Origin of the sequence: Bradyrhizobium sp. 147 (assembly GCF_023073935.1) — a bacterium.
Classification (GTDB): domain Bacteria; phylum Pseudomonadota; class Alphaproteobacteria; order Rhizobiales; family Xanthobacteraceae; genus Bradyrhizobium.
Window position 1 is genome coordinate 167,099 of record NZ_JADPKL010000097.1, and the last position, 25,067, is coordinate 192,165.

Consider the following 25,067-nt stretch of genomic DNA (forward strand, 5'->3'; position numbering starts at 1 on the left):
GCGTCATTCCGGGATGGTCCGCAGGACCAGACCCGGAATCTCGAGATTCCGGGTTCGGCTCTTCGAGCCGCCCCGGAATGACGGATAACTAAGCCGTCGCCGACTTGAGCAGCCGTTCCGCGGCCGCCCTGGCTTCGGCCGTGATTTCCGCACCCGCCAGCATCCGCGCGATCTCCTCGCGGCGGTGATCGGCGGCCAGTGCGTTGACGCGGGTGGCGACACGCTTGCCCTTGTCAAGCGCGTCCTTCGATATCAAGAGGTGCTGGTCGGCGCGGGCGGCGACCTGTGGGGCGTGGGTCACGGCCATCACCTGGACCTTGCCGGCAAGCCGCGCCAGACGGCCGCCGATGGCGTCGGCGACCGCACCGCCAACGCCGGTGTCGATTTCGTCGAACACCAGGGTCGGCGCCGAGCCGCGGTCTGACAGCACGACCTTGAGCGCCAGGAGGAAGCGCGAGAGCTCGCCGCCGGAGGCGACCTTCATCAGCGGACCCGGCTTGGTACCCGGATTGGTCTGCACCCAGAACTCGACGCGGTCGAAACCCTGCGGTCCCGGCGCGGCCTCGTCGGTCTCGACCTGAGTCATGAATTTTGCGCGTTCGAGCTTGAGCGGCGCGAGCTCGGCATTGACGGCCTTGTTGAGCTTCTCCGCCGATTTCTGCCGCGCCAGTGACAATTTCTTGGCGGCGGCCGCATAGCGCGCATCGGCCTCGATCGCGGCCTGCTCCAGCTTCTTCAGCCGCGAGGCACCGGCATCGATCAGCGCGACGTCGGCGGCATATTTGGCGGCAAGCGCGGCGAGCCCGTCGACCGGCGTCGAATATTTGCGCGACGCCGCACGCAAAGCAAAGAGCCGCTCCTCGATGCGCTCGAGCTCGGCGGGATCGAAATCGGTTGCCGCCAAGGCGGCCTGAAGGTGCTGGTCGGCTTCCTCCAGCGCGTTGATCGCGGCGTCGATCGCTTTCACCGCGGGCTCGACCAGCGCCGGCGAGTTGACGCCGCGGCGCTCCAGCCGTCGCACCGCGGCGGACAGCGCCGCGACCGGCGAATGATTGCCGCCGACCGCCTCCTGCGCCTCGCGCAAATCGGAGGCGATCTTCTCGCCCTGCATCATGATGGTGCGGCGCGAAGCCAGCGAGGTCTCTTCGCCGTCCTTGGGCGCGAGCTGCTTCAGCTCGTCGGAGGCATGGCGCAGATAATCTGCCTCGCGGGCGGCGCGCTCCATGCCGGCGCGGTGCTCCTCAAGCTCGGTGTTGGCGGTGCGGCGCGCGTCCCATAGCATCTCGACCGCGGCGACGTCCTTTTCGAGGCCGGCGAAAGCGTCGAGCAGGCGACGATGGGTCGCGGCATCGACCAGCGCACGCTCATCGTGCTGGCCGTGGATCTCGACCAGGGCGGCGCCCACCGCCTTCAATGTCTGCACGCTGATCGACTGGTCGTTGATGAAGGCGCGGGTGCGGCCATCGGCGAGCTGCACGCGGCGGAGAATCATCTCGCCGGTGTCATCCAAGCCGTTTTCGGCCAGGATCTTCGTCGCGGGGTGATTTTTGGGGACATCGAACACGGCGGTGACCTGCCCCTGCTCCGCACCATGGCGCACGAGGCCGGCGTCGCCGCGGCCGCCGAGCGCCAGCGCAAAGGCATCGAGCAGGATTGATTTGCCCGCACCGGTCTCGCCGGTCAAAACCGCAAGGCCGGTGGCGAATTCGATATCGAGCCGTTCGATCAGGACGATGTCACGGATCGACAGACGCGCCAGCATGGAACCAAATTTCCTAGCCGAGACCCATCTTCTTGAAGGTCCGGCTGATCCAAGACCCCTGATTCTCGCTCGGTTCGAGACCGCCGGATTTTACAAGATTATAGGCGTCCTTGTACCAGCGGCTATCAGGAAAATTGTGCCCGAGCACGGCCGCCGCGGTCTGCGCCTCGCCGACGATGCCGATCGCCATATAGGCCTCGGTGAGCCGGAACAACGCCTCCTCGACGTGGCGGGTGGTCTGGTACTGTGTGACGACGGTCTTGTAGCGGTTGATCGCGGCCGTGTAGTCGCGCTTCTGCGCGTAATAGCGGCCGACATTCATTTCCTTGCCGGCGAGCTGGTCGCGCGCGCCCTCGATCTTGGCCTTGGCCGAGGTAGCGTATTCCGAGTTCGGATATTTGCGCACCACCTCTTCGAGCGCGGCAATGGCCTTCTCGGTGCGGGCCTGGTCGCGGCTGATGTCCGGGATCTGGTCGTAATGCGAGGCGGCGATCAGGTATTGTGCATAGGCCGCGTCCGGGCTGCCGGGATGCAGCGTGACATAGCGGGTGGCGGCGCCGATGCAGCCGTCATAGTCGCCGCCCTGGTAGGACGCGTAGGCCGACATCAGCAGCGATTTGCGGGCCCACTCGGAATAAGGATGCTGGCGGTCGACCTCTTCGAACTTCTTGGTCGCCGCCTTCATGTCCTTCTTCTCGTTCATGAGGTACAGGCCCTCATTGTAGATCTTGTCGGCGGGCTCCTCGACGAAGGTGTCGTCCTTGGCGGTGAACTTGTCCCAGAGTGCGCCGGTGCCGCAGCCGGCCAGCGGCAGCGCGAGCAGGATGAAGGTGACGGCGTGAAGCAGGCCGTTGGCTCGAGACGAGACCGGGAGATATCCGCGCGTCATACGCTGTGCCGACATGAGTTTTGCCTTGACGCCCTGTGATGCGGTGCCCGCCAGCCCATGACCCCGTCATGGGCGCGAAATGTGACCGTGGTGCCTGCCATACGACCACGCCGATCTATCCGAAAAACGATCGTTACCAACCGGATAGGCAGGCATTTCGCCCGGATTAAGGCGAACGTGCCGCAATGCTAGTCGATCATGGTTACCAGGAATTTCCCGGGGTCGGTCCCAAGCCGTGGCTGCAACAACAGGTCTGTCAGGACACGTCCGGCCCGTAGGCCGCGGCGATCCGGCCGCCGACGATACCGCGACCAACTTCGCCCTGCGGACGCGTGGTGCGGCGGGCCGCTTCGCCTTCGACCACCCGCCAGGCGGTACGGTCGGCCAGCAGCGCGGTCAGGACGGCATGGTTGAGCTTGTGGCCGCCACGCACCGAGCGGTAGGCGCCAAGCAGCGGCAGCCCCGCCAGCGCGAGGTCGCCAATCACATCCAGCACCTTGTGGCGGGCACATTCGTCGGCATAGCGCAGGCCCTCAGTATTGAGCAGCCGCTCGTCGTCGAACACGACGGTATTGTCGAAGGAGGCGCCGAGGGCATAACCCGCGCTCCAGAGCCGCGCGACATCGCCCATCAGCCCGAAAGTCCGGGCCCGGCCGACTTCGCGGCGGAAACGTTCGGGGCTGAGGTCGAAGGCGTAGTTCTGCTGGCCGATGACGGGGTTGGTGAAGTCGATCTCGACCTCGGCGCGGAACCCGTTGGCGTGGGGCCTGATCTCGCCGAAGGAGTCGCCGATCTTGACCGAGATCGGCTTCAAAACCTGAATGAAGCGGCGCTGGGCCGATTGGGTGACGATGCTGGCCTGGTCGATCGCGGCAATGAAGGCGGCGGCGCTGCCGTCCATGATCGGCACTTCGGGCCCGTCGATCTCGATCATGGCATTGTCGACGCCCATGCCGCGCAGTGCAGCAAGCACATGCTCGGCGGTGGAGACCAGCGGGCCGTCGCGATCACCGAGGACGGTAGCGAAGTCGGTCGCGATCACCTGCTCGGCGGTCGCTTGAACTTCGCGGTCACTTCCCTCGAGCCCGGTGCGGACAAAAACAAAGCCCGCGTCGACAGGCGCAGGCCCAAGCGTGAGAGTGACGGGAAGACCGGAATGAACGCCCACGCCTGCCACCGAGGCTTGCGCACGAAGCGTTGTTTGCCGGCTAAATTTCATCAGGAACCCGCCCCACTACGACCACCGCGACTTATACGAGACCCGCCCGGCCGGCCAGTGCCGACGTCCCGCGAATCCGTATCCCCAAGTCACGGGCAAACCATAGTCACTGCCCCAAACAGCGCCAACTCACGCTTTTTTACCGATTGTTACCCCAAACCCGCCGTATTCGCGCCAAGGCTTAACCAAATTGCAGCGAGGTCGGGGGCCGTCATCGGCAGTTTCACTGAACCACCAACTGCGTAATTAATGATTTGAAATCAGTTGCTTAGCCGCGCAATCCGGGCATGGACGGGACAAAAGAAAAGGTCCCGGCAAGCGTGTTGCCCGGACCTTTTTTCGTCTCGCTTAGTGTAACAATCCTCAGGTCGCCTGCCGCCGCAGGAAGGCTGGGATATCAAGATGGTCGTCTCCCTGTGGCGCCGGCGCAACAGGCGCGGGACGACCGTGCATGTCCAAGCCCTGCGGCGCCGGACGGCGGGCATACTCAGATACCGGCTCGCTCGCCGCGATCTGCTGCGCGACGGTCTTCTGCGGTCGGCGCTCGGGCAGCGGTGGCATCGCGGGACCAGCGGTGCGGGCGGCGATCGGCGCCTCGCTCTCCTCGTCGCGACGGCCGAGGCCGACATTGGCGAGACGCTGGAGCAGCGACAGACGGGTCTTCTGGGGGGTCTCTTCCTCGACCTCGCCGCGGGCCTGGCGAATCTCGGCCTGAGCCGGCATCGGCAGTTCCTCAAGGCGCGGCATCCGCGGCGCACGAACCGGCGGGCGCTCGGCCTGTGGCGGGATGAAGTTTTCGGGCGTCATCGGCTCCTGCATCGCGATCGGGGCCTGCTCCGGCTCCGGGAACAGGGTCGGCTTCTGCGCGATCGGGCGCACGGTGACATCACCGTAGGTCTGCACCGGCGCGGGCGCCTGCGGGACGTCCGCGACGGCGGCGGCGATGGCGGCGAGCGCAGCGCGCTCGACGTTCTGACGGGGCGCGGCACCGGCCGGAGCAGCCGCCGGGGCCTGCGCGTCGAGCTTCTGGGCGCGTTCGGCCAGACGCTGATTGTCGGCACGGAGCCGCGCGGTCAAGTCGGCAAGACGGCTCTCGGCAGCGACGGCCGGAGCAGCGGCGGCCTGCTGTGCCTGCGGAGCCGGGTTCGCGACAGGAGCGGAGGTCGCCTGGCTGTTGCGGGCGATCGCGGCCTGCTCGATGCCGGTGGCAACGACCGAGACGCGGATCAGACCATCGAGCGCTTCGTCGAAAGTCGCGCCGACGATGATGTTGGCGTCCTGGTCGACCTCCTCGCGGATGCGGGTCGCGGCCTCGTCGACCTCGAACAGAGTGAGATCCTTGCCACCGGTGATGGAGATGAGGAGGCCCTTGGCGCCCTTCATCGAGCTATCGTCGATCAGCGGATTGGCGATCGCAGCTTCTGCGGCAGTCAGCGCGCGCTTGTCGCCCGATGCCTCGCCGGTGCCCATCATCGCCTTGCCCATCTCGCGCATGACGGCGCGGACGTCGGCGAAGTCGAGATTGATCAGGCCTTCCTTGACCATCAGGTCGGTGATGCAGGCAACGCCGGAATAGAGCACCTGATCGGCCATCGCGAAGGCGTCGGCGAAGGTGGTCTTCTCGTTGGCGACCCGGAACAGGTTCTGGTTCGGGATGATCAGGAGCGTGTCCACGACCTTGTGCAGCTCGTTAATGCCCGCCTCGGCGGTGCGCATGCGGCGGCCGCCCTCGAAGTGGAACGGCTTGGTCACGACGCCGACGGTGAGAATGCCCATGTCGCGCGCGGTCTTGGCGATCACGGGTGCAGCGCCGGTCCCGGTGCCGCCGCCCATGCCGGCAGTGACGAACACCATGTTGGCGCCCGAGAGATGGTCGCGCAGTTCGTCGATCACCTCTTCCGCCGCCGCGGCGCCGACGTTTGGCTGCGAGCCGGCGCCGAGGCCTTGGGTGACCGCCGTGCCCATCTGCACGATGCGCTGCGCTTTCGACATCGTCAGCGCCTGCGCGTCGGTGTTGGCGACCACGAAGTCGACGCCCTGGAGGCCCGCCGTGATCATGTTGTTGACGGCATTGCCGCCGGCGCCGCCGACGCCGAACACGGTGATCCGGGGCTTCAGTTCGTGAATATCAGGAACATTGATGCTGATGGTCATGGTTGCTGCCTCTCGATCACGCGCGCGTGGGTTCGCCCCGGCCGGCGGCCGCGGGAGTTGGTGAAAATCGACAATTGCGGAAAGCAGTCATCAGAAGCCCTCGCGTAGCCATCGTCCGACCTTTCCGAAGTATCCGCCGGTCCCTGTCTTGACCTGCTGCCGCGTATGCCGCGGTTCGACATGTTCGAGGTGAACATATTGCGGGTAGACGAGAAGTCCGGCCGGCACCGCGAACGCGGCGTTCTTCGCCTCGTTGGGCAGCCGGCCGAAGCCGAGCGGACGTCCGACCCGCACGGGCCGGCCGAGAATTTGGGTGCCGAGCTCGACGAGGCCGGTCAGTTGCGAGGCGCCGCCGGAGAGCACGACGCGGCCGTTGGGCTCTGAGGCGAAAGGCGAATCCTTCAGCTTGTCCCGAACCATTTCGAAGACTTCCTCGGCCCGGTGCTTGACGATGTTGGCGATCGTGGCGCGGGAGACGATCTGCGGCAGATCCTGCTCGTCACCGGCTGTCGGCACAGACATCAGCTCACGGGAGTCCGATCCGCCGGTGATAACGGTCCCGTATAACGTCTTGATTCGCTCGGCATCGGCAATGGTCGCGGAGAGTCCGCGCGCGAGATCCATCGTGATGTGTTGCCCGCCGACCGCAAAACCGGCCGCATGCACGAAACGGCCGCCGGAATAGACCGCGATCGTGGTGGTGCCTGCGCCCATCTCGACCACGGCAGCGCCGAGATCGGCCTCGTCATCGGTCAGCACCGACAGGCCGGCGACGTAGGGGCTTGCCGCCATGGCTTCGACATTGATGTGGCAGCGCTCCACCGCCAGCATCAGGTTCCGCGCCACGGTGGCGTCGCAGGTGACGACATTCATGTCGACGCCGAACTGGTGCGCGACCATGCCACGGGGATCGCGGATGCCCTTGACGCCGTCGAGGGTGTAGCCGACCGGGAGCGCGTGCAGCACGGTGCGGCCTTCGCCGGTGGCATGGCGCATGCCGGTCGAGGTGACGCGGCTGACATCGGCCGGGGTCACAGCGCCGCCTCGGATGTCGGCGGCAGCCTCGACCAATTGGCCGGAGAGCCGGCCGCCGGAGACCGACAGCAGCACGGACTCGACCCGCACCTTGGCCATCGTCTCCGCGAGCCCGACGGCCTGTCGCACCGCCTGCTCGCATTCGCTAAGGTCGATCACTGCGCCGGCCTTCATGCCGCGCGACTGGATCTGGCTGTAGCCGATCAATTCCACGGCGTGGGTGCGGCCGCGCAACGCCTCGCTCGGCGGCGACGGCTTCAGCCGCGCGATCATGCAGGCGATCTTGCTGGTGCCGATATCGAGGCAGGCGACGATGCCGCCGCGTTTGTGCGGCATCGGGCGTGTCTTCGGCGTCTGGGTGCGATCGAGACCGGTCATGCGGAATCCCCGGCCTTCTTTTTCTTCTTGTCCTTGAACTGCTCCTCGCGCGCCTTGGCGGCGTCGTCGGACAGCTGCACCACCAGACGATCGGGCAGGCGCATGTCGACCGCGACGATGTCGCGGGAGAACAGCCTGTCCTCCTTGTCGAGCTTGGACAGCATCGCGAGCGCGTTGCCGACGTCCTGCTCGGGCAGGCGGATGTCGAGACCGTCCTTGAGCCTCAGATTCCAGCGCCGCTCGCCGACATAGATCGCGGCTTTCGTCACCGAATTGACCTGCGGATAACGCGCGAGCAGGGCCAGGAAATCGCGAGCCTGCGCCTCGGCGCCCTTGCCGACCACGAGCGGCAGCGACAGGAAGCGGCGCGAGACATAGGGTTCGAGCACCGCACCGTCATCGGCGATTACGGAGAGCCGGCCGGCCTCCTGCCACAGTGCGAACGGCTTACGTTCGGTGAGCTCGATCATGAGCTGGCCCGGATAGAGCTTCAGCACGGTTGCGTCCGCAATCCAGGGATTGGCCTTGAGCTTGTCGCGCACCGCCTCGGCGTCGAGGAACAGCAGCGAGGAGCGACCACTGACGCCGCCAATCGCGAGGATCTCGTCCTGGGTCAGCTGCTTGCGGCCGTTGATCACGACGGAGGTGATGCGGAAACCGGCGGAATTGGCCAGCGCGTTGCGGGCATCGTTCACCGCGGTGATGAAATCCTGGAGATGGCCGCCCTTGACGATGCCGAAGCCGCAGCTTCCGATCAGGAGCAGCACGGTCATGCTGATCCCGACCCGGCGCGGCAGATAGCGCTCGACGAGCGCGACCACGCGCGGCGGCGGCTCACGCTCGACGACGGCCTTCACCCTCGCCTTGGTCTTGATCTTGTCCTTGGCGGCGGCGCGCGCCTCGGCGTGCTTGTCCTGCACCCACTCGCGCAGAAGCACGACCGCTCCGACAGCGGCCGCCTTCAGGTCAGCTTGGGGCCTCAGCGATCTCAGAAGCGACCGGGTGAGGCTTCCTGCACCATCCATTGCACGAGCTCAACAGTTTGCCCGCGACATCGCGCGGATCCTGGCGAACATGACGTCTTGGGCCTGCCGGGCCGGGGGGCTGGTCTTCAGAAGAAAACCTCTCCCTTCAAAGCGTTCGCTGGAGGTGACATCACCCGCAACAGCTCACGCGCCGGCAGCCAAAGCGCCATATGCGCCGCCAGCGTTAACCTTCGGACCTCCTGGTAAACAAAAGGTAAAATTCGTTAACGCGGGATGCTTTTTGCCTCGCGATGTGAGGCATTTATGCCGCGATGTCCGGCATTTCGCCGGCTTTCGGCCGCAAATCGGGTCGTTTCGGCGGTTCGGCCGTTAACCAGTCCTAATTATTTCCGGGCCCGCCGCTCGGCGAGCTCGATCAGGCCACGCAGGAAGTCGACGAATGCGATGCCCTCGGCCTTCAACGCCTTGGGGTAGAGCGAAGAGTTCGTCAGCCCGGGGAGCGTGTTGGTTTCGAGATAGACGAGGCCCCTGTCCGAGACGATGAAGTCCGAGCGGGAATAGCCATCGCAGGACATCGCCCGATGCGCCAGCATCGCCTGCTCCCTTAGCGCGGCGGTGATCTCGGGTGCAAAACGGCCCGGGCAGATCTCCTGGGTCGACTTCAAAAGATATTTCGCGGCGTAGTCGAAATTGCCCTCGCCCGGAATGATCTCGATCGGCGGCAGCGCGATGATCGAGCCATCGGTGCGCTCCAGCACGCCACAGGTCGCCTCGATGCCGGCGACGTAGGGCTCGATGACGTACTCTTCGTGCTTCGCCGCGTTGCGGACGGCGACGAGATCCTGCTTGGCGTTGACGAAGATCAGGCCGTAGCTCGATCCGTCGCGCGCCGGCTTTGCGATCAGCCGGCCGTATTCGGCGAAAGCCTCGTCGATGTCGTCGAGCGCAACGTTGGCCGGCGGCGTCACGCCGCCGAGCGCAGCAAACCGCTTGGCCGCGATCTTGTCGAAAGCGAGATGCGAGGAGGCCGAACCCGATCCGGTGAAGGCCACGCCGCGCGCCTCGCACATCAGCTGCAATTCGCCGTTCTCGGCACGCCCGCCATGCAAGCCGAGCACCAGCACCCGGCCTTCCGCCTTGGCCTGGTCGAGCGCCTGCGCCAGCGGAATGCCGCGCGTACCGGGCTTGAACTCGTCCTCGAACGGACGGGCATGTTCGAGCAACTGCTTCGACTGCACGACATGCACCTTGTCCTCGACGTCCCACCACCACAGATCGGCCTCGGGCAGCGCCTGGTGCAGCGCCTGGGCCGAGGCGACCGAAACCAGACGTTCGCGGTTGGAGCCGCCGAAGAGGATGGTGATGCGCATGGTGTCTCGTCGCCTCTGATTTTTGTCATTCCGGGGCGCGCAAAGCGCGAACCCGGAATCTCGAGGTTCCGGGTTCGACCGCTGCGCACCGCCCCGGAACGACAATTATACGGAAACCCCGATCCGCTTGATTTCCCAGTGTAGCTCAATTCCGGAATTCGCCTTCACGCGTTCGCGCACGGCCTCGCCCAGAGTCTCGATATCATGCGCGGTGGCCTCGCCGGTGTTGATCAGGAAATTGCAGTGCATCTCCGAGACCTGCGCTCCGCCGACGCGCAAGCCCCGGCACCCGGCCGCGTCGATCAGCTTCCAGGCGGAATGGCCGGGCGGATTCTGGAAGGTCGAGCCGCCGGTCTTCTCGCGGATCGGCTGCGCGGTCTCGCGATGGCTCTGCACTTCCGCCATGCGCGCGCGGATCGCATCGGTATCCCTGATCTCGCCGCCAAATCGCGCGGAGGTGAAGATGATGGATGGATCGACGCCGCTGTTGCGGTAGGCGAATTTCATCTCGGCATTGGAGAAGACATGCTTCGTGCCGTCGCGGCCGACGCCTCGCGCCTCGATCAGCACGTCCTTGGTCTCGCCGCCATTGGCTCCCGCATTCATGCGCAGCGCGCCGCCGATGGTGCCGGGAATGCCGAAATAGAATTCGAGGCCGCCGATATTGGCGGCGGCCGCAACTTCCGCCACGCGCTTGTCGAGTGCCGCCGCACCCGCGGTGACGACATCGCCGCTCGCGCTCGTCTCGCCGAAGGCCCGCGGTGCAAGACGAATCACTACGCCCGCAATACCGCCATCGCGCACAATAAGATTGGAGCCGACGCCGACGACATAGACCGGGATGTCGGTAGCGAGATGCGCAAGAAAGTAAGCGAGGTCGTCTTCATCCGCCGGCGTGAACAGCACCTGCGCAGGACCGCCGACGCGAAACCAGGTGAGTTCGGCCAGCGACTGGTTGGCGAGCAGCCGACCGCGCAGTTGCGGCATCGTGGCTTTGAGTGAGGGCGTGATGTCGGGAAATTCCACCGCCCTACCCCAGCGCCTTCAACTCATCCGGCAAGGAATATGCCCATTGTGTGATGTTGCCGGCGCCAAGGCACACGACGAGATCGCCTGACTTCGCCAATGCCTTGACGATGCCCGCGAGTTCCGACGCCGCCGGCAGCGGAATCGCCTCGCGGTGACCGTGGGCGCGCAGGCCCTCGACGAAATGGTCGCGATCGATGCCTTCGATCGGCGCTTCGCCGGCGGCATAGACGTCGGCGACGATCACCGCATCCGCATCGTTGAAGCAGGTGCAGAATTCCTCGAACAACGATTGCAGGCGGGTGTAGCGATGCGGCTGCACCACGGCGATCACCTTGCCGGTGTAGGAATCGCGCGCCGCTTTCAGCACGGCGGCGATCTCGACCGGGTGATGGCCGTAATCGTCGATGACGGTGACGCCGTTCCACTCGCCGGTCTTGGTGAAGCGCCGCTTAACGCCGCCAAAGCCTGCGATGGCGCTGCGGATCTTGTCGTCGGGAACACCGAGCGTGTGCGCGACCGCAATTGCCGCCGTCGCATTCGAGGCGTTGTGCCGGCCCGGCATCGGCAGCGCGAGGTCGGCGGTCTCGTGCACAGCCCCGCTCTTGCGGTCGCGGATCACGACCTTGAATTTCGAGCCGCCGCCGCCCGCCGTGAGGTCGACCAGCCGCACGTCGGCTTGCGGATTCTCGCCGTAAGTGATGATGCGACGATCCTCGATCCTGCCGACGAGGCTCTGCACCACGGGATGATCGATGCACATCACGGCAAAGCCATAAAACGGCAGGTTCTCGACGAAATGACGGAACGCATCCTGCACGGCATCGAAGGTCTTGAAGTGATCGAGATGCTCGGGGTCGACATTGGTGACGATGGCGACATCGGTCGGCAGCTTCAGGAACGTGCCGTCGCTCTCGTCGGCTTCGACCACCATCCAGTCGCCGGCACCAAGACGTGCGTTGGATCCGTAAGCATTGATGATGCCGCCGTTGATCACGGTGGGATCGAGCCCGCCGGCATCGAGCAGCGCTGCCACCATCGTGGTCGTCGTGGTCTTGCCGTGGGTGCCCGCAATCGCGACGCAGCTCTTCAGCCGCATCAGCTCGGCCAGCATCTCGGCGCGACGCACCACGGGAATGCGTCGCCCGCGCGCCGCCATCAGCTCCGGATTGTCGCGCTTGATCGCGGTGGAGACCACAACGACCTCTGCGCCGTCGACGTTCTCGGCCTTGTGGCCGACCGAGACTTTCGCGCCCTTCTTGCGCAGACGGTCGAGATTGTAATTGTCGGCGGCGTCGGAGCCCTGCACGGCATAGCCGAGATTGACCAGCACCTCGGCGATGCCGCTCATGCCGATCCCGCCGATCCCGACGAAGTGGATGGGTCCAATCTCGCGCGGCAGTCTCATGCTCTGTTCCCTGACCTCGCCGCCCGCGAAGGCGGCATCTGGCGAAGGTCACGGCCAAATCAGCCGCGCGCCTTTCCTACTGGATGCCCCGCTTTAGAAGGCGATGACAAGGGCTTTTTCGCGTCAGATTCCCGCGACTTTGACCACCAGATCGGCGAGCCGCTCAGCCGCATCGAGCCGGCCCGCGCTGCGGGCCGCTTCAGCCATGGCAGCAAGACGCCCGGGCTCGGCGGCGAAGGCGGAGATTTCGGCGGCAAGGCGATCCGAGCTGAACTCGGTCTGCGGGATGCGGATGGCGCCATCGACCTTCACCAGCACGCCGGCATTGGCGAACTGGTCCTGGTCGATCGAGCCGGGGAGCGGCACCAGGATCGAGGGCCGCCCGATCGCGGCAAGCTCGGCGACCGTACCCGCGCCGGAACGCGACACCACCAGATGGTTGGAGGCGAGCCGTGCCGGCAGATCCGTAAAGAAGGGTGCGAGCTCGGCCTTGATCCTGAGCTTATCGTAAACCGCGCGCACGCGATTCATGTCCTCTTCGCGCACCTGCTGGGTGAGGACGAGGCGGCTCCACAGCGCAGGCTCGAGCCGCTCGATCGCGCCCGGCACGATGTCGGCCATGATGCGCGCGCCCTGGCTGCCGCCGACGACGAGCAGGCGCAGCGGGCCGCTCACTTCAGGCGCGACATATTTCACCGCGGCGGCCGCGAGGATCGCGGGCCGCATCGGCGTGCCGACCGTCGTGGTCTTGCCCGATAGCGCCGGATCGCGGTCGAGCACGCCGGGCAAGGACGTCGCGATGGCGCGGACGCGGCTCGACAGGAACCGGTTTGCGCGGCCGAGCACAGCGTTGGCGTCGTGGATGATGCCGGGCACGCCGGCGAATTTTGCCGCGACCAGCGGCGGCAGCGTCGGATAGCCGCCGAAGCCGACGATGGCGACGGGCTTCAATCGCTTGATCAGAGTGTAGGCGAAAAGCGTGCCGGCGGCGAGCGTGAGGCCGGCATAGGCAAGCTGGAACGGATTGCGGCCGCGCGCAGTCTCGCTGCTGACCACATCGATCATGTCCTTGCTGAAGAGGCCGCTATAGCGCAGTGCGCGCTCGTCAGTGACGAGGCGGACGCGAAAGCCGCGCCGGATCAATTCGACGCCGAGCGCCTCGGCCGGGAACAGATGGCCGCCGGTGCCGCCCGCGGCGAGAAGAATCAGGGGGGACGTGTCCATAAATGCCCTTTTACAAGTCCTCCGCTGTCATTGCGAGCGCAGTCGGCCGGACGACCAGCTCCTCATCCTGAGGAGCGCGGAACGCGCGTCTCGAAGGATGAAGGCCCGACCAGTGGCCGCGCCCTTCGAGACGCTGCGCGAAGCGCGGCTCCTCGGGTGAGGATCACGCGTAGCTGCGCATGGCCTCGGCGTGGCCGCTTGCCTCAACCTCGGTGCGCGGACGCAGCCGCGTCAGCGCCAGCATCATGCCGACTCCATAGGCCAGCGACACGATCGAGGAGCCGCCATAGGAGATAAACGGCAGCGTCATGCCCTTGGCGGGGATGAGCTGCAGGTTCACGGACATGTTGATCGCCGCCTGCACGCCGAACAGGATGGCAAGGCCAGAGGCCGCAAAGCGCGAAAACATGTCCTCATTGGCATAGGCGCGCGACAGCGTGCGAATGACGACGAAGGCGAACAGCGCCAGCATGGCCAGGCACAGAATGATGCCGAACTCTTCGGCGGCGACCGCGAACACGAAATCGGTATGGCTGTCCGGCAGGCTGCGTTTCGCAATGCCCTCGCCCGGTCCGAGCCCGAACCAGCCACCATTGTAGAAGGCTTCCATGGCAGTATCGACCTGGAAGGTGTCGCCGGAGGCCGGGTTCATGAAGCGCCTGATGCGACCCGCTACATGGGGAACAAAAAGGTAGGCGCTGAACAGGCCGGCCGCGCCCAGGCCTGCAAGCCCGAACACCCAGACCATGCGCATGCCGGCGATGAAGAACAGCGAGCCCCACACCATCAGGATCAGCATGGTCTGGCCGAAATCCGGCTCCATCACCAGCAGCGCGACCAGCATCAAGAGCAGCACCAGCGCCATCGAGGTCGCCGGCATCTCCGGCCGCCTGGTCGATTCCGCGAACAGCCAGGCGGCGATGACGACGAACGACGGCTTTGCGATCTCGGAGGCCTGGATGTTGACGCCGAGCAGCGTGATCCAGCGCCGCGAGCCCTTCACCTCCGGGCCGATAGCCAGCGTGAGCACGATCAGGATGATGCTCGCTGCGAAGATGATCAGGGCCGAGCGGCGGATCGCCCGCGGCGAGAGGAAGGAGACGCCGACCAGCACCAGGCAGGACGGCGCCAGGAACAACACATGGCGGCCGAAGAAATGGAAGGGATCGAGGCCGATGCGAGTCGCAACCGGCGGACTCGCCGCCAGCGACAGGATCACCCCGGTCAGCATCAGCGCCAGGATGGCCCCCATCAGCGGCTTGTCGACGGTCCACCACCACTCGGAAAAGGGGGTGCGTTCTTCACGGGAGAGCATGGGCGGCCGCTTTCGGACAGAGGTCCGTCCATTGGTCGCCGAGGTTGGTTACCGGGGGGTTAAGGAAACGGGGATGTTTGGAGATGATCCCCACTGCCGCCACACAACTCACTGTCATGCCCGGCTTGCCGTCTTCGAAGCGTTAGCGAAGACGGCAAGCCGGGCGACAACAACGGAGTTGCGGGAGGAGAACGCCCTACATCACCGGCCTCACGCCCGGCAGCGCCTGCACCAGCTCGCGGAACTTGGTGCCGCGGATCTCGAAATTGCGGTACTGGTCGAAGGAAGCGCAGGCGGGCGACAGCAGCACGACCGCGTCGGTGAGCCCTGAGGCTTCCGCATCGCGCGCGGCATGCTCGACCGCGACGTCCAGCGTCTGGCTGATCTCGTGCGCAACCTCGCGGCCCAGCGTGCCGGAGAATTCCTGCGCGGCGTCGCCGATCAAATAGGCCTTGCGAATACGCGGGAAGAAGGAGGTCAGGCCGGTGATGCCACCCGCCTTCGGCTTGCCGCCGGCGATCCAGAAGATGTCGGCGAAGGACGACAACGCATGCGCGGTGGCGTCGGCGTTGGTTCCTTTGGAGTCGTTGACGAACAGCACGTTACCGCGGCGGCCGACCTGCTCCATGCGATGCGCAAGGCCGGGAAAGCTGCGCAGGCCGTTCTGGAGCACATCAAGATTGATGCCCATCGCGAGCGCGGCGGCCGCGGCGCAGGCCGCGTTCTGCGCATTGTGCTGGCCACGCAGCGCCCCGATACCGCCGAGCGCAGCGACTTCGCTGCGGGCGCCACCCGAGGTGCGCACGATATTCCCGTGCTCGACATGGATGCCGCTCGCCAGCGGGTTCTTGACGGAGATGCGCACCACGTTCTTGCCGGCGCGGTCGAGCCGGTCGGCGATGTCGCGGCAAAAACCATCGTCGACGCCGACGATCGCGGTGCCGCCCGCCTGCACACCGGCGACGAGACGCTCCTTCACCGCTGCGTAATGCGCAATCGTGCCGTGCCGGTCGATGTGGTCCTCGCTGACATTGAGCAGGATGCCGACGGAAGGATCGAGCGAGGGTGTGAGGTCGATCTGGTAGGACGACATCTCGACGACGTGGACGCGGCCCATGCGCGGCGGCTCCAGCGACAGGATCGCGGTGCCGATATTGCCGCCCATCTGAGTGTCGTAGCCGGCCACTTTCGTCAGGTGCGCGATCAGCGCCGTCGTGGTCGACTTGCCATTGGTGCCGGTGATGGCGACGAACGGGGCATCCGGCGCGTGGCGGCGCCGCTCGCGGCAGAACAGCTCGATGTCGCCGATCACCTCAATGCCGGCCTCGCGCGCCTTCAAGACGCTCCAATGCGGCACCGGATGGGTCAGCGGCACGCCGGGCGCGAGCACCAATGCGGCAAAACTCGCCCACGAGATGTTGCGCAAATCCGCGGTAACGAAACCGGCTTGCGCCGCCTTGGCGATGTTCTCGGCATTGTCGTCGGCGGCGATCACCTCGGCGCCACCGGCTTTCAACGCATGGCAGGAGGCGAGCCCCGAACCGCCGAGGCCGAAAACAGCGACAGTCTTGCCGGCAAAGGACGTGACCGGAATCATCGATCGATCACCGCAGCTTCAGCGTCGACAGGCCGGCGAGCGCCAGCATCACCGAGATGATCCAGAAGCGGATCACGATCTGCGGCTCGGTCCAGCCGAGCTGCTCGAAATGGTGATGGATCGGCGCCATCCTGAAGATGCGTTTTCCCGTGAGCTTGAACGAGACCACCTGCACGATGACGGAGACCGCCTCCAGCACGAACAGGCCACCGATCACCGCGAGCACGATCTCGTGCTTCACCGCCACCGCGATGGCGCCGAGCATGCCGCCGAGCGCGAGCGAGCCGGTGTCGCCCATGAAGATCGAGGCCGGCGGTGCGTTGAACCAGAGGAAGCCGAGACCGGCGCCCAGCAATGCGCCGCAGAGCACCGCGAGCTCGCCGGTTCCGGCGACATATTTGATCTGGAGATATTCGGCGAACACGGCGTTGCCGGCGAGATAGGCGATCATCGCAAAGCTCGCGGTCGCGATCATCACCGGCACGATGGCAAGCCCGTCGAGGCCGTCGGTGAGGTTCACGGCATTGCCGGCACCGACAATGACGAAGGCGCCGAACACGACGAAGAACCAGCCGAAATGCAGCACGGTGTCTTTCAGGAACGGAATCGTCAGCGCGGTCGACGCCGGATCGCGGTTGAGCCGCACCAGCGCGTAGCAGGCGACCAGCGCGATCACGGCCTCGATCAATAGGCGAAGCTTGCTGCCGAACCCGCTCGTGGTCTGCTTGGTCACCTTGAGGTAATCGTCATAGAAACCGACGAAGCCGAAGCCGAGCGTCACCGCCAGCACGATCCAGACGTAGGGATTGAGCGGATTGGCCCATAGTACCGTGCCGACCGTGAGGCCGGACAGGATCATCAGCCCGCCCATGGTCGGCGTGCCCTTCTTGGCGAGGTGCGATTGCGGACCGTCGCTGCGGATCGGCTGGCCCTTACCCTGACGGATGCGCAAATGATCGATGATCCAGGGACCGAACAGGAACACGAACAGCGCGCCCGTGACGATGGCGCCGCCGGTGCGGAAGGTGATGTAGCGGAAGACGTTCAGGAAGGTGCGGAACGCACCGAATCCCGGAAATGTGTTGGAGAGCTCGATCAGCCAGTAAAACATTCAGACGGTCCTATGACGCCTTTGCACACGCGGCCTTGGCTTTGTTGTTGGCCTCAACGTGCTCACGCGCATTCGCTGGTTTTCATCATCGGATCGGTCGCGACCTCAGGGAAACGCACGGTTTTGCGCCGCAAAGGGCGGGATTCGGGAGCAGCGCCTTCCAAGCAGTTTACGCCTTTGCCTGCAAGGCAGCCACCAGGCCCGGCACAAACTTGTTGACCCAGAACATCTTCTTGCTGCCCTTGACAACCACGACGTCGCCTGCCTTCAGCAAGCTCGCAACCGCGTCCGGCTTCAGCGTGGCGGGATCGTCGTGCCAGCCGAGGCCCTTGCCTGATGGCAGCACGTCGAAGAGGTGGCGCATCAAGGGGCCGACACAATAGACGCCATCGATGCCTTCGAGATACTTGGCGAGGCCGGTGTGGTAGGTTGGCGCGTCAGCGCCCAGCTCCAGCATGTCGCCGAGCACCGCAATGCGACGGCCGCCGGTCGCGTTGCGCGCCTGCAAGCTTTGCAGCGCAGCTGCGACGCTGGCCGGATTGCCGTTGAAACTGTCGTCGATCACGGTGATACCGCCGACCGCCTGCTCGACGCCGCGGCCGGTCATGATGCCGACCCGATCGAGCTTGATCGCGAGCGTCGCCGCATCGAGGTTCGCTGCGCGGATCGCGGCGAGCGCGGCCAACGCATTCTGCACGCGGTGCGGCGCGCCCGGCGTCAGACTGAAGGCGATCTCCTTCTTGCCGAGCCTGGCGACGACCTGCCAGCTCTCGCCGTGCGGGGCGTGCGCGACCTCATGCACCTCGGCATGCTCACCAAAGCGCACCACCTTGCCCTTCCATTCCGGCGCCTTGATCCCGGCGGGCAACACCAGCATGCCGTCCTCGGGCAGGCCACGTACGATCGACACCTTCTCGCGCCTGATGGCTTCGAGCGAGCCGAGCTTTTCCAGATGCACCGGCTGGACGTTGACGACGAGCGCGACCGTCGGCCGGGTCAACTCGCTGAGCCGCGCGATCTCGCCGGGCTGGTTCATGCCCATCTCGACGACCCAGACGCTGGCATCTCGCCTCGCATTGCACAGCGTCAGCGGCACGCCCCAGAAATTGTTGAAGCTCGAGGGGCTGGCATAGGCGTTGGGGTAAGCGGCCAGAAACTCCTTGGTGCTGGTCTTGCCGGCGCTGCCGGTCAGCCCGATCACCGCACCACGAAAGCGCGTGCGTGCGGCGCGCGCGAGGCCCCAGAGGCCATCGATCAATGTGTCCTTGACGACGATCTGGGGGATGCGGATGCCCGCGATCTCGTGCGGCACGATCATCGCGACCGCTCCGGAAGCTTCCGCCTTGTCCGCGAACTCCCAGCCGTCACGCGCGCTGGCGAAGGCGGAGACGAAGCCGCCGCTCGGTGTTCCGCTCAGCGCGACGAACAGGCTGCCCGGCTTCACCAGGCGGCTGTCCTGGGTGACGAACTCGATCGGCGTATCCGGGAACGATCCGCCGACGCCCAGCGCACGCGCCACCTCGGCAACCGTCCATATCGGCGCGCTCATGCAACCCTCGATGCTAGTGCGGCGGCGACCGCCTCGTGATCACTGAAGGGCAGCACCTCGCCGCCGACGATCTGTCCGGTCTCGTGGCCCTTGCCGGCGATGAGCAGCGCGTCGCCCTCCTGCAAGTCCTCGATCGCCGCGCGGATCGCAGCAGTGCGGTCGCCGATTTCGCGGGCGCCCTTCGCGGTGGCGAGGATCGCCGCGCGGATCGCTTCCGGCTTCTCGCTGCGCGGATTGTCATCGGTGATGATGATGCCGTCGGCGTTCTCGGCCGCGATTTCGCCCATGATCGGCCGCTTGCCGGCATCGCGGTCGCCACCGGCGCCGAACACGACAACCAGCTTGCGCCTGGCGTAGGGACGGAGCGCCTGCAAAGCTTTCGCCAGCGCATCGGGCTTGTGCGCATAGTCGACGAAGATCGGTGCGCCGTTGCGCTCGCCGACCCGTTCGAGACGGCCCTTGGCGCCTTCGAGATGTTCGAGGCTCGCGAACACATCGGCGGCATCGCTGCCTGTGCCGATGGCGAGGCCGGCCGACACCAGCGCATTCTCGATCTGGAACTCGCCGACCAGCGGGAGACGGACCACGTAACGCTTGCCGCGATGCTCGATCGCGAGCACTTGCGAAAAGCCCTCGACCTCGGCACCCGCGAGACGAATGCCCTCGCTTGCACCGTCCCCGTTGCGGCCGACCGCCATCACGCGCAGGCCGCGTGCCTTCGCTGCGTCGAGGACGTCCGCCGAGCAATCATGATCGGCCGAGATCACAGCCGCGCCGTCAGGGGCGACCAACTCGCGGAACAGCCTGAGCTTGGCCGCAAGGTAATGCGCGACGGTCGGGTGGTAATCCATGTGGTCGCGCGAGAGATTGGTGAAGCCGGCGGCCGAGACGCGCACGCCGTCGAGGCGGTACTGGTCGAGCCCGTGCGAGGACGCCTCGAAGGCGAGATGCGTGACGCCGTCGCGCGCGATATCGTCGATCTGCCGGTGCAGCGCGATCGGATCCGGCGTCGTCAGCGAGCCGTAGACGGTGTGCTTGGGCGAGACGAGACCGATGGTGCCGATGCTGGCGGAGGCATGCCCCAGCCGCTCCCAGATCTGGCGCGTGAACGCCGCAACCGAGGTCTTGCCGCTGGTACCGGTGACCGCGGCAATTGTCGAAGGCTGCGCAGGGAAGAATTTTGCTGCAGCCAGCGCCAGCGCACGACGGGGGTTGGCGACCGTCACGAACGGCACCTTGCGGCCATCAGGCGCATGGTCGCCGACGACGGCCACCGCGCCGGCCGCAACCGCAGCATCGACGAAGCGCGCACCGTCCGTCTTGCTGCCCGCAAGTGCGAAGAAGAGATCGCCCGGCCTGACCTGCCGGCTGTCGAGGGCAAGGCCGGTCACATCGAGCGCCGCGGCAGCGGGCTCGATTATGACATCATTGCCTAACAATTCGCGCAGCTTCATGGTCTTCCAGTCGACACGCCGTGCCGGAAGGCCGAATCGTCGGAAAAGCCCGACTCAGCAGCGGCAATGGCCTACCCGGTTGATTACTGGGTTGTCCTGGATGCTGCAAGAATAAGGCGGTCCGCAGGCGGCAGATCGAACCGCGGCTCGACGCCCAGAAGCGGCGCGATCCGCTCGATCACCTTGCCGCCGGTCGGCACCGTGTTCCAGCCCGAGGTGATGAAACCCTTCGTTTCAGGAATCGCCTGCGGCTCGTCGAGCATAATCAGGACGTGATATTTCGGATCGTCGCAGGGCAGGATGGCGGTGAACGAGTTGAGCACACGCTTCTTGGCGTAGCGGCCGTTGATGACCTTCTCGGACGTGCCGGTCTTGCCGCCGACGTAATAGCCCTTGATGTCGGCAGTCTTGGCGGTACCGATCTCGGCGTTGAGCCGCATCAGATACCGCATCTTGTCGCTGGTGTCCTGCTTGATCACGCGCTTGGCCAGCGCCGCCGCTTCCGCTTCGCTGCGCTTCATGAAGGTCGGCGGAATGAGATAACCGCCGTTCACCAATGCATTGATGCCCATCACCGCCTGGAGCGGTGCCACCGAGAGGCCCTGGCCGAAGGCGGCCGTGACCGTGTTCAGCTCACTCCACCGGCGCGGGATCAGCGGCGCCGCGCTCTCCGGCAGCTCGGTACGCAGCCGCGTCAACTGGCCCATCTTGGCGAGAAACGCCTTATGCGCCTCGACGCCCTGGTTGAGCGCGATCCGTGCCGCGCCGATGTTCGACGAGTAAGTGAACACTTCCTTGGTGTTGATGAAGCGCCCGAGCGGGTGGCTGTCGTGGATGGTGAACTTGCCGTAGTGCAGGTTTCCGCGCGCATCCCACGACGAGTTCAGATTGATCTTGCCGGAATCGAGCGCCATCGCCAGCGTGAACGCCTTGAACGTCGAGCCCATCTCGTAGACGCCGGTGGTCAGGCGATTGATGCGGTCGGGGTCGTGCGCTTCCTTCGGGTTGTTGGGATCGAAGTCCGGCAGGGAGACCATCGCCACGATCTCGCCGGTCTTGACGTTGGAGACGATGCCGGAGGCGGCCTTGGCGTGGAACTTGTCCTTGGCCTTCAACAGTTCGTCGCGGAGCGCATGCTCGACGCGCAGATCGACCGAGAGCTCGATCGGCTTTTGCAGCCGGTCGGTGGCAAAGCCGGCGCGGTGGAGATCGGCGAGCCCCTGGTTGTCGAGCCACTTCTCGAGACCAGCGATGCCCTGGTTATCGATATTGACGAGACCGATCAGGTGGGCGACCTCGTTGCCGGTCGGGTAGACGCGCTTGTTCTCGCGCAGGAAGCCGATGCCGGGAATGCCGAGCTTGTGGATGTCCTGCTGCTGCTTCGGCGTGACCTCACGTTTGAGCCAAACGAAGCCCTTGCGCGTCTTCAGGCGCTCGCGCACCTCGGCCTCGTCAAGATCGGGGATGGTGGCGGTCAGAAGCTCGATCGCCTCGTCCTTGTCGATGATGCGGCGCGGCTCGCCGAACAGGCTCGCCGCCTTGACGTCGGTTGCCAGGATCGCGCCGTTGCGGTCGACGATGTCGGGCCGCGCGGTTGCGACCACCTCCTGCGCCGCGGCGCGGCGGGCACCGTGAGCGTCGGCCCCGATCGCGAACATCACGAGGCGGCCGCCGATCAGGGCGTAGACCGAGGCGAAGGCGAGCATCGCCAGGCCAACGCGCGCGCGCGCCTTCGCGGCGCGATCGACGTTGCGCCCGTAGAGCAGGCTGCGGATCAGCCGCTGCCGCCAGGGCTCGGTGGGCTTTTCTGTGGGTTTTGCCGGGATCGGAGCGCTCATTGGTTGTCCTCCGGCTGAGGCACGGAGCCCGTCACAGTGTCGGGATCGCTCGCGGCTTCGATAGTCTTGAGCATCGCTCCGATCGGGTCGGGCTCGCCCGGCCTGAACATCCGCGGCGGGCGCTCCGGCAGGTTCTTCAGCGAGTCATATTGCGTGCCGTTGACCGGCTTCAGCGATAGATGCCGGTCGGACAGTCCTTGCAGGCGCAGGGGCGCATCGAGCTTGGCCCATTCAGCGCGCAGCGAGGCGATCGCATCGCGTTGCTCCCGGATCTCCGCATGCAGGCGCAGCACCTTCTCGGTACGCGCGGTGGAGTCCATCTTGATCCGGTAGACATGGGCTGCCGCGAAGATCAGCGCGCCGATGACGAGGAGGTGGATGAAGCGCATGCGCTAGCCGCCCCTCATGACGTCGGAGAGTCTTGGCCAGGACGATGGCTCGCCATCATGATGCGCGGGCGCCGAGGTACGCTCGGCGGCGCGCAGCTTTGCGGAGCGCGCACGTGGGTTGAGCGCAACTTCGTCCTCACCGGCGACGATCGGCCGCCGCGTCAGCAGCTGGAAGCTCGGCGCGGCTTGCGCCATCTCTGGCAGATGCCGCGAACCGCCGCCGCTCTTGGAACGTGAGGCGAGAAAATTCTTGACGATGCGGTCTTCCAGCGAATGGAACGAGACTACGACGAGGCGGCCGCCGGGCTTGAGCACGCGCTCGGCCGCAGCGAGCGCCGTCTGAAGTTCCTCGAGCTCTTCGTTGACGAAGATGCGCAGCGCCTGGAACGTCCGCGTCGCCGGGTGAATGTCCCCGGGCTTCGAGCGCACGACCCTGCCGACGAGATCAGCGAGCGCGCGCGTGGTCGTGAACGGCGTCACCTGCCGGTCGGCCACGATGGCGCGGGCGATGCGCCGCGAATGCCGCTCCTCGCCGAAGAGATAGATGATGTCGGCGAGATCGCCTTCGGAAGCGCGGGCGACGACGTCTGCCGCGGTCGGCCCCGCCTGCCCCATCCGCATGTCGAGCGGTCCGTCGAGACGGAAGGAGAAGCCGCGGCCTGCCTGATCGAGCTGCATCGAGGACACGCCGACATCCATCACGACGCCGTCGATCGCCTCGACGCCCTGCCCCGCGCAGACTTCGGCGAGGTTGGAGAAGCGGTCTTCGACCAGCGTGAGCCGGCCCGCGGAGCGTTCGACGAGTTCGGCACCGCCAGCGATCGCAGTGCGGTCACGGTCAATGGCAATGAGCCGGGTTCCCGGCACATCGAGGATGGCACGGCTATAGCCGCCGGCGCCGAAGGTGGCGTCGACATAGATGCCGCCCGCGCGCGGGGCGAGATGGTCAACGGCCTCGCGGCCGAGAACGGGAATGTGCGGAGCCGAGCTCATGCGCCACGCCTGCCGAACACCCAGCCTGGCATCGGTGCCAGATTGGGGACGAAGCAGCCCATGACGCCTCGAATGATTCTGCGTCGCGGCGGTTCCACGACAAAGCCCCCGTCTAGCATGGTTCCCAAGCCCGGTTGTCCCGGGCCGCAAACCCAGTGTTCCCAGTGGAATTTGTCGGGCAGCCATGGGATTTCGAGCCAAAATACGCTTTGGCCGCCTCCGGACGCGGGTCGGCTCTTCATCTCTCAGTAACGGCCCCTAGCGTTAAGAAAGCGTTGATCGGCTCGCGACAAGTCGAAAAGGTGACGCCGTGGTGATGCTTCATCCACACACACGCGCCAAAATGCATCCGTTAACCGCGTCGCGCGATTGCGCGCGGCCGAAGGGTAAAGGAATAGTAAAGAGAAGGGCTTGGCCCACACTCTCGTCCAACTCGAGCTGTCCATGCCGTCCGGTTCGTCCACGCCGTCTGGAGCTGATTCGAAGCGTCAACGCGTTCTCCCGGTTCCCAAAGCCGCGGCGGGCATGCGGACGTTCGATCCGGATTCCTCAATCGTCTCCGACATCATCCCCTCGCCGAACCATGGCGAGCGCGCCAAGGGACGGCAGCCCGATATGATCGTGCTGCACTACACCGGCATGCCCGATGTCGAGGGTGCCCTCGCGCGGCTGTGCACGGCAGGGACCGACGTGTCGGCGCACTACGTCGTGCTGGAGGACGGCCGCATCGTGCAATGCGTGCCCGAGGCCAGGCGCGCCTGGCACGCCGGCGTCTCGTCCTGGGCTGGCGAGGACGACATCAACTCCTGCTCGATCGGCATCGAGATCATCAATCGGGGCCATGACTGGGGCTATCCGGAGTATCCGCTGCGCCAGATCGCCGCCGTGATCGCGCTGTGCCGCGGCATCATGCTCCGCCGCAAGGTGCCGCCGCACCGGGTGCTTGGCCATTCCGACGTCGCACCCGCGCGCAAGAAGGATCCCGGCGAAAAATTTCCGTGGCATTCGCTGGCCAATTCCGGCGTTGGCCATTGGGTGACGCCCGCCCCGGTCGTTCGCGGCGAGAGCCTGATGCTCGGCACCATCAGCGACGCCGTGCTGAGCATGCAGCAGGCGCTCGCCCGGTACGGCTATGGCGTGCCGCTGACCGGCAAATACGACGCCGCGACAATGGAAGTCGTCACCGCCTTCCAGCGCCACTTCCGCCCGGCGCGGCTGGATGGCATCGCCGATCATTCGACGCTGTCGACATTGCAGGCGCTGCTGGCGAGCTTGCCCGTCGAGGGGCCGGCGGTCGCGTCGAAGTGACGGCGTAGCCGTCATTCCGGGGCGCACGAGGTGCGGACCCGAAATCTCGAGGTTCCGGGGTT

19 protein-coding genes are annotated in these 25,067 nt (G+C 65.8%); 1 reads left to right on the plus strand and 18 read right to left on the minus strand.

From position 1 onward, the window contains the following. Window positions 1–88 precede the first annotated feature (88 nt). The 18 genes from recN to rsmH form a co-directional block, all read right to left on the minus strand. Window positions 89–1,762, minus strand: coding sequence for a DNA repair protein RecN (recN, locus tag IVA87_RS25025; RefSeq protein WP_247335516.1), 1,674 nt, complete (start codon window positions 1,760–1,762; stop codon window positions 89–91). Window positions 1,763–1,775: 13 nt separating this feature from the next. Next, window positions 1,776–2,666, minus strand: a complete 891-nt coding sequence (locus tag IVA87_RS25030; RefSeq protein ID WP_247306721.1) for an outer membrane protein assembly factor BamD — start codon at window positions 2,664–2,666, stop codon at window positions 1,776–1,778. Window positions 2,667–2,907: 241 nt separating this feature from the next. Further along, a complete protein-coding gene (lpxC, locus tag IVA87_RS25035; protein ID WP_247306725.1) occupies window positions 2,908–3,870 on the minus strand; it encodes a UDP-3-O-acyl-N-acetylglucosamine deacetylase in 963 nt (320 codons plus the stop codon). 363 nt (window positions 3,871–4,233) lie between these two features. Beyond that, window positions 4,234–6,024 (minus strand): cell division protein FtsZ, encoded by a 1,791-nt coding sequence (gene ftsZ, locus IVA87_RS25040; RefSeq protein ID WP_247306727.1) that lies wholly within the window; start codon window positions 6,022–6,024, stop codon window positions 4,234–4,236. 90 nt (window positions 6,025–6,114) lie between these two features. After that, complete coding sequence (gene ftsA / locus IVA87_RS25045; protein WP_247335519.1) at window positions 6,115–7,437, minus strand: cell division protein FtsA; 1,323 nt, start codon at window positions 7,435–7,437, stop codon at window positions 6,115–6,117. Beyond that, window positions 7,434–8,462, minus strand: a complete 1,029-nt coding sequence (locus IVA87_RS25050; protein ID WP_247306732.1) for a cell division protein FtsQ/DivIB — start codon at window positions 8,460–8,462, stop codon at window positions 7,434–7,436. The genes ftsA and IVA87_RS25050 overlap by 4 nt, the downstream gene beginning before the upstream one ends. Window positions 8,463–8,806: 344 nt before the next feature. Beyond that, window positions 8,807–9,793 (minus strand): D-alanine--D-alanine ligase, encoded by a 987-nt coding sequence (locus IVA87_RS25055; protein WP_247335521.1) that lies wholly within the window; start codon window positions 9,791–9,793, stop codon window positions 8,807–8,809. 105 nt (window positions 9,794–9,898) lie between these two features. Then, a complete protein-coding gene (gene murB, locus IVA87_RS25060) occupies window positions 9,899–10,819 on the minus strand; it encodes a UDP-N-acetylmuramate dehydrogenase (RefSeq protein WP_247335524.1) in 921 nt (306 codons plus the stop codon). Between the two features lie 4 nt (window positions 10,820–10,823). Then, window positions 10,824–12,227: a UDP-N-acetylmuramate--L-alanine ligase gene (gene murC / locus IVA87_RS25065; RefSeq protein WP_247335527.1), complete on the minus strand. Its 1,404-nt coding sequence runs from the start codon at window positions 12,225–12,227 to the stop codon at window positions 10,824–10,826. 123 nt (window positions 12,228–12,350) lie between these two features. Next, window positions 12,351–13,451: an undecaprenyldiphospho-muramoylpentapeptide beta-N-acetylglucosaminyltransferase gene (gene murG / locus IVA87_RS25070; protein ID WP_247335528.1), complete on the minus strand. Its 1,101-nt coding sequence runs from the start codon at window positions 13,449–13,451 to the stop codon at window positions 12,351–12,353. 163 nt (window positions 13,452–13,614) lie between these two features. Beyond that, the gene (gene ftsW, locus IVA87_RS25075; RefSeq protein WP_247278465.1) at window positions 13,615–14,766 is read right to left on the minus strand and encodes a putative lipid II flippase FtsW; all 1,152 of its coding nucleotides are present in this window, start codon (window positions 14,764–14,766) and stop codon (window positions 13,615–13,617) included. 196 nt (window positions 14,767–14,962) lie between these two features. Beyond that, a complete protein-coding gene (murD, locus tag IVA87_RS25080; RefSeq protein ID WP_247335529.1) occupies window positions 14,963–16,363 on the minus strand; it encodes a UDP-N-acetylmuramoyl-L-alanine--D-glutamate ligase in 1,401 nt (466 codons plus the stop codon). A 7-nt stretch (window positions 16,364–16,370) separates the two neighbouring features. Continuing rightward, on the minus strand, window positions 16,371–17,474 hold the full coding sequence (mraY, locus tag IVA87_RS25085) for a phospho-N-acetylmuramoyl-pentapeptide-transferase (RefSeq protein ID WP_247306744.1): 1,104 nt from the start codon (window positions 17,472–17,474) through the stop codon (window positions 16,371–16,373). Window positions 17,475–17,643: 169 nt separating this feature from the next. Continuing rightward, window positions 17,644–19,023 (minus strand): UDP-N-acetylmuramoyl-tripeptide--D-alanyl-D-alanine ligase, encoded by a 1,380-nt coding sequence (gene murF, locus IVA87_RS25090; RefSeq protein WP_247335530.1) that lies wholly within the window; start codon window positions 19,021–19,023, stop codon window positions 17,644–17,646. Then, a complete protein-coding gene (locus IVA87_RS25095) occupies window positions 19,020–20,477 on the minus strand; it encodes a UDP-N-acetylmuramoyl-L-alanyl-D-glutamate--2,6-diaminopimelate ligase (RefSeq protein ID WP_247335531.1) in 1,458 nt (485 codons plus the stop codon). Before IVA87_RS25095 ends, murF begins: the two co-directional genes overlap by 4 nt. 83 nt (window positions 20,478–20,560) lie before the next feature. Further along, window positions 20,561–22,315, minus strand: coding sequence for a penicillin-binding protein 2 (locus IVA87_RS25100; protein WP_247335532.1), 1,755 nt, complete (start codon window positions 22,313–22,315; stop codon window positions 20,561–20,563). Beyond that, window positions 22,312–22,704, minus strand: a complete 393-nt coding sequence (locus tag IVA87_RS25105; protein WP_247335533.1) for a hypothetical protein — start codon at window positions 22,702–22,704, stop codon at window positions 22,312–22,314. The genes IVA87_RS25100 and IVA87_RS25105 overlap by 4 nt, the downstream gene beginning before the upstream one ends. Before the next feature lie 3 nt (window positions 22,705–22,707). Next, on the minus strand, window positions 22,708–23,697 hold the full coding sequence (gene rsmH / locus IVA87_RS25110; protein WP_247335534.1) for a 16S rRNA (cytosine(1402)-N(4))-methyltransferase RsmH: 990 nt from the start codon (window positions 23,695–23,697) through the stop codon (window positions 22,708–22,710). A gap of 444 nt (window positions 23,698–24,141) precedes the next feature. Here rsmH and IVA87_RS25115 point away from each other — a divergent pair, with 444 nt between their 5' ends. Next, window positions 24,142–25,005 (plus strand): N-acetylmuramoyl-L-alanine amidase, encoded by an 864-nt coding sequence (locus tag IVA87_RS25115; RefSeq protein WP_247306832.1) that lies wholly within the window; start codon window positions 24,142–24,144, stop codon window positions 25,003–25,005. Window positions 25,006–25,067: the final 62 nt, after the last annotated feature.